Origin of the sequence: Sphingomonas kyungheensis (genome assembly GCF_037120395.1) — a bacterium.
GTDB lineage: Bacteria > Pseudomonadota > Alphaproteobacteria > Sphingomonadales > Sphingomonadaceae > Sphingomonas > Sphingomonas kyungheensis.
Map to the genome: position 1 here is coordinate 490,329 of NZ_JBBBDM010000002.1, position 12,314 is coordinate 502,642.

The window sequence follows — 12,314 nt, forward strand, 5'->3', positions numbered from 1 at the left end:
ACGGGCCTTTCAGCACACCGGGGGCAGTGGCCGGACTATGAGCCGAGACTGGTTAAAATCCGGTTCGTCTTCAAAGCGCTGGCATTGTAGCGGGTAAGGCGAGCAGCGCCGCGGCGGCGATGGCGACGCCATAAGGCACCTCGACCTGGCCGATGCGGCGCTGCCATCGCCGCTCGATCATCATCGCGATCGTGATCGCCCCGCCGAGCACCGACATCACCATCAGCATCTGCAACAGCCCGCCGAGCGGCAGCCATAGCGCCAGCGCGCCGATCATCTTGACGTCGCCGCCGCCCATCCAGCCGCGCGCGAAGGCGCCGACGAACAGCGCGAAGACGATCGCCGCGACGAGCAGCTGCACGCCGACCTCCGCCCAGCCGAGGCCGAGCGCCCACCACCACAGGGGGGCGAGCAATGCGATCGCGGCATTCTTGACGTTGGCGATCTCACGGGTACGGGCATCCTCGATCCCCGCGGCCACCAGCAGTGCGCCGAGCATGACGGCCAAAGCCGCGACCAGAAGATTATCCCACCCCATCGTCATGCGTAGGTAGACGGGATGGCTTGCGAAAACGTAACCAGCGCGACGATGACCGAGCAAGACGAGCTGCGCCGCCAATGGCCCGCCGAATCGCGCCTGTCGCTATGGCGTGCGCCGGACGGCTGGCAGCACCGCCGCTTCGACTGGCCGCATCCCGCGCCGCGCGGCCGCGTGCTGGTGCAGGGCGGGCGCGCCGACATCATCGAGAAGTTCATCGAGACTTTCCGCCACCTGCATGCGCACGGCTGGTCGGTGACCGCGTTCGACTGGCGCGGGCAGGGCGGATCGGGCCGGCTCGCCGGCGATCGCCACGTCGGCCATGCGGCGAGCTTCGCGCCCTGGGTCGCCGATCTCGCCGCCTTCTGGCAGGACTGGCGCGGCGAGGCGGCGGGGCCGGCGGTGCTGCTCGGTCATTCGATGGGCGCGCATCTCGCGCTGCGCGCGATGCTCGACGGGGGCGTGACGCCCGATGCGGCGGTGCTGGTCGCGCCGATGATCGGCATCCGCTCGCCGCTCGGCAGCCGGATCGGCGCGCTGATTGCCGCGGCGGCGACGCGGTTCGGCGATCCGGCGCGGCCGGTGTGGAAGACGCGGCCCGGCGATGCCACCTCCGGCCATCGCCAGCAACGGCTGACCCATTCGCTCGAACGATATGGCGACGAGGCCTATTGGTATGGCCGCGACCCCGATCTGCTGCTCGGCCCGCCGAGCTGGGCCTGGGTGCGCGAGGCGTTCGTCTCCGGCGCGCGGCTGCTCGCCGACCCGCGGCTCACGCGGCTTGCGGTGCCGGTGCTGATGCTGGTCGCCGACCACGATCAGCTGGTCGACAGCGCCGCCGCGCGCCGCCTCGCCGCGCGATTGCCCGATGTCGAGCTGATCCGCTTCGGCGCGGAGGCGGCGCATGAGATCCTGCGCGAGGCGGATGGCGTGCGGCTGCGCGCCTGTCGGGCGATCACCGACTTTCTGGAGCGGCGGACGTGATCCACGACGTGGCCATCGTCGGCGGTGGCATCGCAGGGGCGGGGCTCGCCGCGGCGATCGTCGGCGCGGCGCGCGTGCTGCTGCTCGAGGCGGAGGCGCAGCCGGGCTATCACAGCACCGGGCGGTCGGCGGCCTTCTGGTCGGAGACCTATGGCGGCCCCGGCATCCAGCCGCTGACCAGCGCCTCCGGCCCGGCATTGCGTGACGGCGGCTTCCTGGCGCCGCTCGGCTCGCTCCACGTCGGCCGGGCGGCGGATGCCGCGCAGGTCGATGCGTTCGTCGACTCGTTCGCCGGTACCGCGGTGGCGCTGGAGCGGGTCGATCCGCACCAGCGGGTGCCGGGGCTGCGGCCCGACTGGACGCTCGGCGTGATGGAGGCGAGCTGCGCCTATATCGATGTCGCGGCGCTGCATGCCGCCTATCTCGCCGCGTTCCGGCGGGCCGGCGGCGTGATCGCCACCGATGCCGCGCTGATCGCGGCGCGGCGCAAGGCGGGGGTGTGGACGATCGACACGCCCGCCGGGACGTTCCGGGCGCGGCTGCTCGTCAATGCGGCGGGGGCGTGGGCCGATGCGGTCGCCGGGCGGGTCGGCGCCGCGCCGCTCGGCATCCAGCCCTATCGGCGGACGATGGTGCAGCTGCGCACCGAACCATCCGCGCCGGCGGGGATGCCGCTCGTCGCCGACATCGCCGGGCGCTTCTATTTCAAGCCCGAGGCGGGGCGGCTGTGGCTCAGTCCCCATGACGAGACGCCGGTCGGTCCGCATGACGTCGCGCCCGAGGAGGTCGACGTCGCGCAGGCGATCGACCGGCTCGAATCGGTCGTCGACTGGCGGGCCGTCGCGGTCGAGCGACGCTGGGCCGGCCTGCGCAGCTTCGCGCCCGACCGGCTGCCGGTCTATGGCTTCGACGCGCGGGTGCCGGGGCTGTTCTGGTGCGCGGGGCAGGGCGGCTTCGGCATCCAGACCGCCCCCGCCGGCGCGGCGGTGGCGGCGAGCCTGCTGCTCGGCACGCCGTTGGCGGCGCCCTATGCGGGGATCGACGTCGATCGTTATGCGGCGCGGCGCTTCCTGCCGGACTGACCGGGAGCAGGGTTGGCGCAGGGGTGCAGAGGGAGCATCCACGGCGCAGCCGCCGTCCCGACACCGCCGAGGTGACAGCGCCGCCGCCGCGCCACATCCAAACTCTCCGCGCCTCCGCGCCTCCACGTGAACAAATCTCTTCGCGTGTCCGCGTCTTCGCGTGATCAAAGCTGCCGACCATCAGGCGGAGAGGTCTGGGGAGGGGCAAGGATGGTTCACGCAAAGCCGCGAAGAAGAGTGCTCACGCGGAGGCGCGGAGGACGATCGGGACGGGCGGCTGGCTCCCTTTACCAGATTGTCCTGATCGCCGCTGGCGCGGCGGGGGTAGGGCTCTGCGTCTTCTGCGCGACTCCTTAAACGGCAGGCCGGCTCGCTGCGAGGGCGGCGTCGCTGGCCAGTTTGTCGACGCGTTCGTTGTCGGCGTCGCCGTTGTGGCCCTTGACCCAGACCCATTCGATCTCGTGCTTCTGCGTCTCGGCGAACAGCGCCTGCCAGAGTTCGGCGTTCTTCACCGGCTTCTTGTCGGCGGTGCGCCAGCCGTTCTTGCGCCAGCCGTGGATCCAGCGGGTCAGGCCGTCCATGACGTATTTGCTGTCGGTCGACAGGCGGATCTTGCACGGCCGCGTCAGCACGCGCAGCGCCTCGATCGCCGCGGTCAGCTCCATGCGGTTGTTGGTGGTCAGCCGCTCGCCGCCGGACAATTCCTTCTCGTGGCCGCCGAAGCGGAGCAGTGCTCCCCAGCCGCCGGGGCCGGGATTGCCCTTGCAGGCGCCGTCGGTGGCGATCTCGACGAGCGGGGCGGCGGCGGGGTCGGTCATGCAAAAGCCTCCGGATGGGCATCATACCAGTCGAGCCGGCGCAGATAGGCGAGAGGATCCTTGCGCGTCACCAGCGCATCGGCCGGCGTGTTGAGCCAGTCCCAGGCGCGGGTGAGCAGGAAGCGGAGCGCCGCGCCGCGCGCCAGCACCGGCAGCGCGGCGCGCTCCGCATCGGACAGGCCGTGCGCCGCCGCATAGCCGGCGAGCAGCGCCGCGCCGACGCCATCGAGCGGCTCGCCGCGCGGATCGAAAGCCCAGGACCCATGCATCACCGCGACGTCATAGGCGCGCAGATCGCGGCAGGCGAAGTAGAAATCGATCAAACCGGTCACGGAGTCGCCCAACATCAACACGTTGTCGGGGAACAGGTCGGCGTGGATGACGCTCGTCGGCAGATCGTGCGGCCAGTCCGCCTCGACTGCGGCGAGCGCGCCGTCGACGCGCGCATACAGGCCGGGCGCGATGCCATCGAGGTCGCCGCCGCAGCGTTCGAGCAACGGCCGCCAGTCGGCGATGCCGAGACTGTTGGCGCGTGTGCCGCTGAAATCCGCGGCGGCGCGGTGCAGCGCGCCGAGCGCTGCACCCGCGGTGGCGGCCTGCGCCGGGGTGGGGCGGGTCACCGACACGCCGGCGAGGAAGCGGATCAGGCAGGCGGGGCGGCCCTCGAGCTGCTGCACCGCGACGCCGTCGCGGTCGCGGATCGCTGGGGGCACCGGCAGTCCGCGCGCGGCGAGGTGATCGAGCAAGTCGAGGAAGAAGGGCAGGTCGCCGGCATCGACGCGCTTTTCGTAGAGCGTCAGGATAAAGCGCGCGCGATCGGTGTCGACCAGATAGTTGCTGTTCTCCACCCCCTCGGCGATGCCCTTGGCGGAGACGAGCGCGCCGACGCCGTCATAGCGGCGCAGGAAGGCGGACAGCGCCTCCGCCGAGACATGGGTGTAGACGGCCATGTGTTCCTCCCCCGATTGCCGCGCCCCCGGGCGCGGGCCGGGGAAGCGGGCGGCTATGCCGCGGCGTCGAGCCCGCGTGGCAGCTTGAACGCGATCGTCTCGCGCGTCGTCTCTTCCTCGCGCTCGGTGACGTCGAAACGGGTCGAGAGCAGCTCGACCAGCTCGCGCACGAGCAGCTCGGGCGCCGAGGCGCCGGCGGTGATGCCGAGCGTGCCGACGCCGTCGAGGAAGCGCCAGTCGAGATCGGCGGCGCGCTGGATCAGCCGCGCCGGAATCCCCTCGCGCTCCGCCACCTCGACCAGCCGCACCGAGTTGGACGAATTGGGTGCGCCGATCACCAGCATCGCATCGCACGCCGCGGCGATCGCCTTGACCGCCGCCTGCCGGTTGGAGGTGGCGTAGCAGATGTCCTCGCCGCGCGGCGGCAGCATGTTGGGGAAGCGGCGCTGCAACACCGCGACGACCGCGGCGGTATCGTCGACCGACAGCGTCGTCTGGGTGAGGAAGGCGAGATTGTCGGGATCGACCGGCGCGAAGGTCTCGGCATCGGCGGCGGTCTCGATCAGCGACATCGCGCCGTCCGGCACCTGTCCGAAGGTGCCGACCACCTCGGGATGGCCGGCGTGGCCGATGAAGATGATGTGGCGGCCGGTCGCGACCAGGCGTTCGGCCTGGCGGTGCACCTTCGACACCAGAGGGCAGGTGGCGTCGAGATATTCGAGCCCGCGGCTCTGCGCGTCGGCGGGCACCGATTTGGGCACGCCGTGCGCCGAGAAGACGACCGGCGCGCCGTTCGGCACCTGATCGAGCTCCTCGACGAACACCGCGCCCTGAGCGCGCAGCGTGTCGACGACGAACTTGTTGTGGACGATCTCGTGGCGGACGTAGACCGGCGCGCCGTGTTTCTCGATCGCGAGTTCGACGATGCGGATCGCGCGGTCGACGCCGGCGCAAAAGCCGCGCGGCGCGGCGATCAGCAGATCGAGGACGGGCTTGCCGCCGTCCGGCTGAAGAAGAGAGGCCATGGCGGTCGCTCTACGCGATTGCTTGCACGCGCGAAAGGCGCTTCCTATGGTGCGCGCCGTACCGCCGGGCCGCCGGCGACTGCGTCACTGACCGTTCGACAAAGGTATGCGTCCCCGTGAAAACCACGATTCTCGGCCTGTCCGCCCTCGCGCTGATCCTCTCGGGCTGCGCCAGCAAGGGCGAGATCGTCGAAGGCGGCATCTCGGCGGTGCGTTCGGCCTGTCCGACCGTCGGCGTCGCGGCGGGGACCGGCGACATCACCCTGTTCGACCCGGCGACCAGCCGTGACGAGAGCGCGATCGACGTCGTCGCCAACATGACGCACGTACGCGGCGCCTGCAACGACGCGGGCGACCAGATCGTCACCAGCGTCACCTTCGACGTGCTGGCGCGGCGCACCCGCGCCGATGCGGCGCGCGACGTGGTGCTGCCCTATTACATCGCCATCGTCCGCGGCGGCACCGCGGTGACCGCCAAGCGCAAGGGGGCGGTGACCGTCCATTTCGACGCCGGCCAGACGCGCGCGCAGGCGAGCGGCACCGCCTCTACGCAGATCGCGCGCGCCGCGGCGACGCTGCCCGACGAGGTGCGCGACCAGCTTACCCGCAAGCGCAAGGCGGGGGACGAGGATGCCGCGACCGATCCGCTCGCCCGGCCCGAGGTGCGCACCGCGGTGCTGCGCGCGACGTTCGAGGCGCTGGTGGGCTTCCAGCTCACCGACGATCAGCTGAAGTATAACGCGCAGCGCTGATCCGCGGCGGATGCGGGCCTTTCCGCATTGACTAAGCCCTTGCGGGACGCCAGAGCATCGCACGTCGATGCCGGGCGACCGGCATGGGCGGGCGCGGGAGAGAGCCTCTTCACAAGGAGGCCGCCGAAGGAGCAACCACCCCGGAATCTCTCAGGCATAACGGACCGCGCGCTGCCTTATCGACACTCTGGAAAGCGTTCCTTTGAGGAGCCACCGAAGGGGTAAGCCCGCCGCCTGTTATGCGCCGGGTGAAAGCTCTCAGGTCACCGTGACAGAGGGGGTATGACGAGATCGGATGCGGCTGGCCCGCGACCCGGATCGTGTGCCTTTTTTGGAGACGGTTGATGAGCGACACGCTGCCGGACACCCTGCCTGACCCGCTCGACGAGCTCGATGGCGACGAACCCGCCATCCAGTTGCTGCCGCTCGACGCGTGGCATCGCGCCCGCGGCGGCCGCATGGTGCCCTTCGCCGGCTATGAGATGCCCGTCCAATATGAAGGCATCATGGCCGAGCATCTGTGGACGCGCGAATCGGCGGGTCTGTTCGACGTCAGCCATATGGGGCAGGTCGGCCTGACCGGCGACGGCATCGACGCCGCCGCGGTCGCCGCCGCGCTCGAGAAGGTGCTGCCCGGCGACGTCGCGGGACTGGCGCCGACCAGGATCCGCTATTCGCTGCTGCTCAACGACGAGGGCGGCATCCTCGACGATCTGATGGTGACGACGCTGCCCGAAGAGGGCGAGCATCCGTTCGGGGCGGCGAGCCATTATGTCGTCGTCAACGGCGCGACCAAATATGACGATCTCGCCTATCTGCTCGACGTGCTGCCCGATGACGTGACGCTCAACCTGATGGAAGATCAGGCCCTGCTGGCGGTGCAGGGGCCCGAGGCGGTCGCTGCCGTCGCGCGGCTGGTGCCCGGCGTCGAGGCGCTGGTGTTCATGACCGCGGGCGCGTTCGCATGGAACGGCCATGCGCTGTGGATCAGCCGTTCGGGCTATACCGGCGAGGATGGTGTCGAGATCTCGATCCCCGCAGAGGCCGCCGCCGCCTTCGCCGATGCGATCTGCGCCGAGCCGGAGGTCAAGCCGATCGGCCTCGGTGCGCGCGATTCGCTGCGGCTCGAAGCCGGGCTGCCGCTCTACGGCCACGACCTCGATCCCGAGACGACGCCGGTGATGGCCGACCTCGGCTTCGCTTTGTCGAAGCGCCGCCGCGAGGCCGCCGACTTTGCCGGTGCGGCGCGCATCCTTGCCGAGCGCACCGACGGCCCCGCGGTCAAGCGCGTCGGCCTGTCGGTCGCCGGGCGCCAGCCGGTGCGCGAGGGGGCCAGCGTCGTCGACGCCGATGGCGCGGTGATCGGCCGCGTCACCAGCGGCGGCTTCGCGCCGAGCGTCGGCGCGCCGATCGCCATGGCCTATGTTCCCGCAGCGCTGGCGGAGGCGGGCACGCCGCTGCGCCTCGTCCAGCGCGGCAAGATCCATGAGGCGGTGGTCGCCCCGCTGCCCTTCGTTCCCCACCGCTATGTCCGCGCAGGAGGCAAGTGATGAGCCGTTATTTCACCGAAGATCATGAATGGGTCGATGTCGACGGCGACACCGGCACGGTCGGCATCTCCGACTATGCGCAGGGCCAGCTCGGCGACATCGTCTTCGTTGACGTGCCCGAGGCGGGCAAGCAGCTCGGCAAGGGCGACGAGGCGGCGGTCGTCGAGTCGGTCAAGGCTGCGTCGGACGTCTATGCGCCGGTGTCGGGCACGGTGACCGAGGGCAATGCCGCGCTCGCCGACGATCCCAGCCTGGTCAATTCGGACCCGGAGGCGGAGGGCTGGTTCTTCAAGATCACGCTCAGCGACCCGGCCGAGCTCAAGACGCTGATGGACGAAGCGGCCTACGCGGACTTCGTCGCGAAGCTGTGACCTATCTTAGCCCCTCCCCGGAAGGGGTGGGGCTTCCAAGGGAATGATGATGCGCTATCTGCCGCTTACCCAGCCCGATCGTGATGCGATGCTCTCGGTCATCGGCGCGGGATCGATCGACGATCTGTTCGTCGACGTGCCCGAGGCCGCCCGCCTGTCCGGGCCGATCGCCGGCCTGCCGGGCCATGCCTCCGAACTCGCGGTCGAGCGGCACATGACCGCGCTGGCGCGCAAGAACGTCGTCGCCGGCGAGGTGCCCTTCTTCCTCGGCGCCGGCGCCTATCGCCATCATGTGCCGGCGAGCGTCGACCATCTCATCCAGCGCGGCGAATTCCTCACCGCCTATACGCCCTATCAGCCGGAAATCGCGCAGGGCACGTTGCAGATGCTGTTCGAGTTTCAGACGCAGGTCGCGCGGATGCTCGGCACCGACGTCGCCAATGCCTCGATGTACGACGGCTCGACCGCCTGCTGGGAGGCGATCGGCATGGCGCGGCGCATCACGCGCAAGGGCAAGGCGATCCTGTCGGGCGGGCTCCACCCGCATTATGTCAGCGTCGCCAAGACGATGGCCAAATATACCGGCGACCAGTTGCAGACCGCGACGCCGGCGCTGACCGCCGAGACCGATGTCGAGGCGCTGATCGCGGCGATCGACGCGGACACGTCGTGCGTCGTCGTGCAATATCCCGACATCCTCGGCCGCATCACCGACCTCACCCCGCTCGCCGATGCCTGCCACGCCAACAAGGCGCTGCTGATCGCGGTCGTCACCGAGCCGGTGGCGCTCGGCGCGATCACCGCGCCGGGCGAGATGGACGCCGACATCGTCGTCGGCGAGGGCCAGTCACTCGGCGTCGGCCTGCAGTTCGGCGGCCCCTATGTCGGGCTGATGGGCTGCAAGGAGAAGTACATCCGCCAGATGCCCGGCCGCTTCTGCGGCGAGACGGTCGATGCCGACGGGCGCCGCGGTTTCGTGCTGACGCTGTCGACGCGCGAACAGCATATCCGGCGCGAGAAGGCGACGAGCAACATCTGCACCAACTCGGGGCTGTGCGCGCTTGCCTTCTCGGTGCACATGACCTTGCTCGGCGAGGCGGGGCTGCGCCGGCTTGCGGCGATCAATCATGCCGCCGCCTGCCGCGCCGCCGACCGGCTGTCGCAGGTGCCCGGCGTGGAGCTGGTCACCGAGAGCTTCTTCAACGAATTCACCGTCAGGCTGCCGGTCGAGGCGCGTCCCGTCGTGCGCACGCTCGCCGATCGCGGCATCCTCGCGGGCGTGTCGCTCGGCCGGCTCTATCCGGGCGAGGCGGCGCTCGCCAACGGGCTGATCGTCGCGGTGACCGAGACGACCAGCGCGGAGGACATCGAAACCCTTGCCGCCGCACTCGAGGAGGTTCTGGCATGAGCATCAATCAGAGCGGCTGGCGTCCGCAGATGACCGCGGGCGACGGCAAGCCCGCCGCACCGACCGCCACCGGCAACAAGGCGCTGATGCTGGAGGAAGCGCTGATCTTCGAGATCGGCGACACGCAGACCACCGGCGTCGACTTCACGGGCATCGATGCGGCGGCACCGGCGTCGCGCCTCGGTGGCCTCGCGCGCAAGGCGGCGATCGGCCTGCCCGGGCTCGCCGAGCCGGAGGCGGTGCGCCATTACACCCGCCTGTCGCGCCAGAATTATGCGATCGACCTGGGCCTGTTCCCGCTCGGCTCGTGCACGATGAAGCACAATCCGCGGCTCAACGAGAAGATGGCGCGACTGCCCGGCTTCGCCGACGTGCATCCGTTGCAGCCGGTCGATACGGTGCAGGGCGCGCTTGAGGTGATCCATCAGCTCGCGCACTGGCTGGTGACGCTGACCGGCATGACCAGCGTCGCGATGAGCCCCAAGGCGGGCGCGCACGGCGAATTGTGCGGCATCCTCGCGATCAAGGCGGCGCTGGAAGCGCGCGGCGAGGGGCATCGCAAGATCGTGCTGGTGCCCGAATCGGCGCACGGCACCAACCCCGCCACCGCCGCCTTCGCCGGCTTCGCGGTCGAGGACATTCCCGCCACCGCCGACGGCCGTGTCGACACCGCGGCGCTGATCGCGCGGCTCGGGCCGGACGTCGCCGGGGTGATGATCACCAACCCCAATACCTGCGGCCTGTTCGAACGCGACCTCAAGACGATCTCCGACGCGGTGCATGACGCGGGCGGCTACGTCTATTGCGACGGTGCCAATTTCAACGCGATCGTCGGCCGGGTGCGGCCGGGCGATCTCGGCGTCGATGCGATGCACATCAACCTGCACAAGACCTTCTCGACGCCGCACGGCGGCGGCGGGCCGGGCTCGGGGCCGGTGGTCTTTTCCGAGGCGCTGACGCCGTTCGCGCCGCTGCCGTTCGTCGAGAAGCAGGGCGAGCAATTCGTGCTGATCGAGGAGGAGAATGCCGGCGAGCATCACGCCGGCAGCTTCGGCCGGATGGTCGCCTTCCACGGCCAGATGGGCATGTTCACGCGCGCGCTGACCTATATCCTCAGCCACGGCGCCGACGGCCTGCGCCAGGTCGCCGAGGATGCGGTGCTCAACGCCAATTACGTGCTGCGCTCGCTGGAGGGCACGCTCGACGCGCCCTTCGCCAAGGCCGGGCCGTGCATGCACGAGGCGATCTTCTCCGACGCCAATCTCGCCGAGGGCTTCTCGACGCTGGATGTCGCCAAGGGGCTGATCGACGAGGGCTTCCACCCGATGACGGTCTATTTCCCGCTCGTCGTCCACGGCGCGATGCTGGTCGAGCCGACCGAGACCGAATCGAAGGCGGCGCTCGACCAGTTCGTCGGCGCGCTGCGCTCGGTGGCGGAACGGGCGAAGGCGGGCGATGCCAGCCTCAAGACCGCGCCGCATTTCGCGCCGCGCGCGCGCCTCGACGAGACGCAGGCGGCACGCAAGCCGGTGCTGGTGTGGAAGGACGCGCCGCTCGCCCAGGCGGCGGAGTAGCATCCGGTCCCCCGCCCGGGCGTGACGGGCGGGGGCGACCGTATCGGGCGGTCAGTCGGCGGGCTCGGTTTTCTCGACTTCATATGAATAGAGCCGCATGATCATGCCGATGATCGAGGTCGTCGCGCCGCAGACGAGGCACAGGGCGAGCGCGGAATCGCGACTGGCGCTGCGCCAGGAGACGATCGCCAGAAGAACGACGCTGAAGGTCGAAATGACGTAACCGGTCGCTTTGATTTTTGCGCTGCGGGGCAGGGATGGCCAGGCTGTCATCGTCCAGCGCTAGCTAATGGGTTGCTTCATGTCACCGATGTGCAGGCGACTGAACTCAAGTTTAGACTGGCGGGGCGGAGAGCGATGGACTGGATCAACTATGCCCTGCCGCTCGTCGTCGTCGCGGTGGTGATGGCGATCCGCTGGCGGCGGATGAAGCGGGTGCGGCCGCTCAAGCTCGAACATCTCTGGATCCTGCCGGCGGTCTATGCGGCGGTGATCGCCGTCACGTTCAGCCGCTTTCCGCCGCGCGGCCTCGGCTGGCTGTTCTGCCTCGTCGCGCTGGCGCTCGGCGCGGCGCTCGGCTGGCAGCGCGGCAAGATGATGCGGATCACGCTCGACCCCGAGACGCACCGGCTCGGCCAGACCGCGTCGCCGGCGGCCTTGCTGTTCATCGTGCTGCTGATCGTCGTGCGCAGCGGCGCGCGCGGCGCGATGACATATGCGGGGCCGGCGGGGCTCGATCCGATGGCGATCACCGACCTGTTGATGGCGCTGGCGCTCGGCCTGTTCAGTGCGCAGCGGCTGGAAATGTATCTGCGCGGCAAGCGGATGCTCGCGGCAGCGGGAAATCGGACGCCGCCGATCTGAGCCCCCGGTGATCTTTCTATAAGAGAGAGATCGACTGGGGGGACTATGTTCATCACTTGGGGATCGAAGACGGTCAGCCGCGATCTGGGGCCGGACGGGCGCAGACATTGCCCGACCTGCGAATGCCAGCGCGGTTTCTACAAGCATCTGGCGTATCGCGTGCATCACATCATGTGGCTGTTCCGCTGGCCGACCGGGGTGCGCTACGCCAGCCGGTGCGATCAATGTGGCCATGGCGCGCCGATCGACGCGGTGCAGGTGCGCGCGGACCTCGGCAAGTCGCCGGTCGCGTGGATCGATCGCTACGGCTGGCTGCTCGGCATCGCCGCGGTCGCCGCCTTCTTCCTGTGGGCGGTCCTGTCGGACCCGCATCCGCCGGTGCGCTGATCCGCGATCGT

General features: G+C 69.9%; 14 protein-coding genes and 2 riboswitches. Of the genes, 9 read left to right on the forward strand and 5 right to left on the reverse strand.

The features are described from left to right. Nucleotides 1-70: 70 nt before the first annotated feature. Complete coding sequence (locus tag V8201_RS06390) at nucleotides 71-538, reverse strand: A24 family peptidase (RefSeq protein ID WP_336544916.1); 468 nt, start codon at nucleotides 536-538, stop codon at nucleotides 71-73. A gap of 51 nt (nucleotides 539-589) precedes the next feature. Between V8201_RS06390 and V8201_RS06395 the strand changes: the two genes are divergently transcribed. Then, nucleotides 590-1,522, forward strand: a complete 933-nt coding sequence (locus tag V8201_RS06395) for an alpha/beta fold hydrolase (protein ID WP_336544763.1) — start codon at nucleotides 590-592, stop codon at nucleotides 1,520-1,522. After that, the gene (locus V8201_RS06400; protein ID WP_336544764.1) at nucleotides 1,519-2,604 is read left to right on the forward strand and encodes an NAD(P)/FAD-dependent oxidoreductase; all 1,086 of its coding nucleotides are present in this window, start codon (nucleotides 1,519-1,521) and stop codon (nucleotides 2,602-2,604) included. The genes V8201_RS06395 and V8201_RS06400 overlap by 4 nt, the downstream gene beginning before the upstream one ends. Nucleotides 2,605-2,957: 353 nt before the next feature. Here V8201_RS06400 and rnhA read toward each other — a convergent pair whose 3' ends face one another. Genes rnhA through ispH form a run of 3 tightly spaced genes read right to left on the reverse strand, consistent with a single transcriptional unit; the run spans nucleotide 2,958 to nucleotide 5,397 of the window. Then, nucleotides 2,958-3,422 carry a ribonuclease HI gene (rnhA, locus tag V8201_RS06405; protein ID WP_037530445.1) on the reverse strand — a complete coding sequence of 155 codons (465 nt, stop codon included), beginning with the start codon at nucleotides 3,420-3,422 and terminating at the stop codon, nucleotides 2,958-2,960. Then, nucleotides 3,419-4,372, reverse strand: coding sequence for a homoserine kinase (gene thrB / locus V8201_RS06410; RefSeq protein ID WP_336544765.1), 954 nt, complete (start codon nucleotides 4,370-4,372; stop codon nucleotides 3,419-3,421). The genes rnhA and thrB overlap by 4 nt, the downstream gene beginning before the upstream one ends. Nucleotides 4,373-4,425: 53 nt before the next feature. Then, the gene (gene ispH, locus V8201_RS06415; protein ID WP_037530449.1) at nucleotides 4,426-5,397 is read right to left on the reverse strand and encodes a 4-hydroxy-3-methylbut-2-enyl diphosphate reductase; all 972 of its coding nucleotides are present in this window, start codon (nucleotides 5,395-5,397) and stop codon (nucleotides 4,426-4,428) included. 116 nt (nucleotides 5,398-5,513) lie between these two features. Between ispH and V8201_RS06420 the strand changes: the two genes are divergently transcribed. The 5 genes from V8201_RS06420 (at nucleotide 5,514) to gcvPB (ending at nucleotide 11,052) form a co-directional block, all read left to right on the forward strand. Then, a complete protein-coding gene (locus V8201_RS06420; RefSeq protein ID WP_235199449.1) occupies nucleotides 5,514-6,149 on the forward strand; it encodes a hypothetical protein in 636 nt (211 codons plus the stop codon). A gap of 84 nt (nucleotides 6,150-6,233) precedes the next feature. Then, nucleotides 6,234-6,326, forward strand: a riboswitch (glycine riboswitch). Next, nucleotides 6,327-6,434, forward strand: a riboswitch (glycine riboswitch). Nucleotides 6,435-6,493: 59 nt separating this feature from the next. Next, the gene (gcvT, locus tag V8201_RS06425) at nucleotides 6,494-7,699 is read left to right on the forward strand and encodes a glycine cleavage system aminomethyltransferase GcvT (RefSeq protein WP_336544766.1); all 1,206 of its coding nucleotides are present in this window, start codon (nucleotides 6,494-6,496) and stop codon (nucleotides 7,697-7,699) included. Continuing rightward, nucleotides 7,699-8,070 (forward strand): glycine cleavage system protein GcvH, encoded by a 372-nt coding sequence (gene gcvH / locus V8201_RS06430; RefSeq protein ID WP_336544767.1) that lies wholly within the window; start codon nucleotides 7,699-7,701, stop codon nucleotides 8,068-8,070. Before gcvT ends, gcvH begins: the two co-directional genes overlap by 1 nt. 49 nt (nucleotides 8,071-8,119) lie before the next feature. Continuing rightward, nucleotides 8,120-9,478: an aminomethyl-transferring glycine dehydrogenase subunit GcvPA gene (gene gcvPA / locus V8201_RS06435; protein ID WP_271300491.1), complete on the forward strand. Its 1,359-nt coding sequence runs from the start codon at nucleotides 8,120-8,122 to the stop codon at nucleotides 9,476-9,478. Further along, nucleotides 9,475-11,052 carry an aminomethyl-transferring glycine dehydrogenase subunit GcvPB gene (gcvPB, locus tag V8201_RS06440; protein WP_037530455.1) on the forward strand — a complete coding sequence of 526 codons (1,578 nt, stop codon included), beginning with the start codon at nucleotides 9,475-9,477 and terminating at the stop codon, nucleotides 11,050-11,052. The genes gcvPA and gcvPB overlap by 4 nt, the downstream gene beginning before the upstream one ends. A 51-nt stretch (nucleotides 11,053-11,103) precedes the next feature. Here the strand turns inward: gcvPB and V8201_RS06445 are convergent, their stop codons facing one another. Then, nucleotides 11,104-11,325 carry a hypothetical protein gene (locus V8201_RS06445; protein ID WP_037530458.1) on the reverse strand — a complete coding sequence of 74 codons (222 nt, stop codon included), beginning with the start codon at nucleotides 11,323-11,325 and terminating at the stop codon, nucleotides 11,104-11,106. Nucleotides 11,326-11,409: 84 nt separating this feature from the next. On the opposite strand from V8201_RS06445, the gene V8201_RS06450 reads away from it, so the two are divergent. Next, nucleotides 11,410-11,916: a CcdC protein domain-containing protein gene (locus tag V8201_RS06450; protein ID WP_336544768.1), complete on the forward strand. Its 507-nt coding sequence runs from the start codon at nucleotides 11,410-11,412 to the stop codon at nucleotides 11,914-11,916. 45 nt (nucleotides 11,917-11,961) lie between these two features. Further along, entirely contained in the window at nucleotides 11,962-12,303 is a 342-nt protein-coding gene (locus tag V8201_RS06455) for a hypothetical protein (RefSeq protein WP_336544769.1), read from the forward strand. The last annotated feature ends 11 nt before the right edge of the window (nucleotides 12,304-12,314 follow it).

Coding starts and splice junctions, on each gene's coding strand:
- V8201_RS06455 (WP_336544769.1), top strand. CDS start 11,962: ATGTTCATCACTTGGGGATCGAAGACGGTCAGCCGCGATCTGGGGCCG.
- thrB (WP_336544765.1), bottom strand. CDS start 4,372: ATGGCCGTCTACACCCATGTCTCGGCGGAGGCGCTGTCCGCCTTCCTG.
- ispH (WP_037530449.1), bottom strand. CDS start 5,397: ATGGCCTCTCTTCTTCAGCCGGACGGCGGCAAGCCCGTCCTCGATCTG.
- gcvPB (WP_037530455.1), top strand. CDS start 9,475: ATGAGCATCAATCAGAGCGGCTGGCGTCCGCAGATGACCGCGGGCGAC.
- V8201_RS06395 (WP_336544763.1), top strand. CDS start 590: ATGACCGAGCAAGACGAGCTGCGCCGCCAATGGCCCGCCGAATCGCGC.
- gcvH (WP_336544767.1), top strand. CDS start 7,699: ATGAGCCGTTATTTCACCGAAGATCATGAATGGGTCGATGTCGACGGC.
- V8201_RS06390 (WP_336544916.1), bottom strand. CDS start 538: ATGGGGTGGGATAATCTTCTGGTCGCGGCTTTGGCCGTCATGCTCGGC.
- gcvT (WP_336544766.1), top strand. CDS start 6,494: ATGAGCGACACGCTGCCGGACACCCTGCCTGACCCGCTCGACGAGCTC.
- V8201_RS06445 (WP_037530458.1), bottom strand. CDS start 11,325: ATGACAGCCTGGCCATCCCTGCCCCGCAGCGCAAAAATCAAAGCGACC.
- rnhA (WP_037530445.1), bottom strand. CDS start 3,422: ATGACCGACCCCGCCGCCGCCCCGCTCGTCGAGATCGCCACCGACGGC.
- gcvPA (WP_271300491.1), top strand. CDS start 8,120: ATGCGCTATCTGCCGCTTACCCAGCCCGATCGTGATGCGATGCTCTCG.
- V8201_RS06450 (WP_336544768.1), top strand. CDS start 11,410: ATGGACTGGATCAACTATGCCCTGCCGCTCGTCGTCGTCGCGGTGGTG.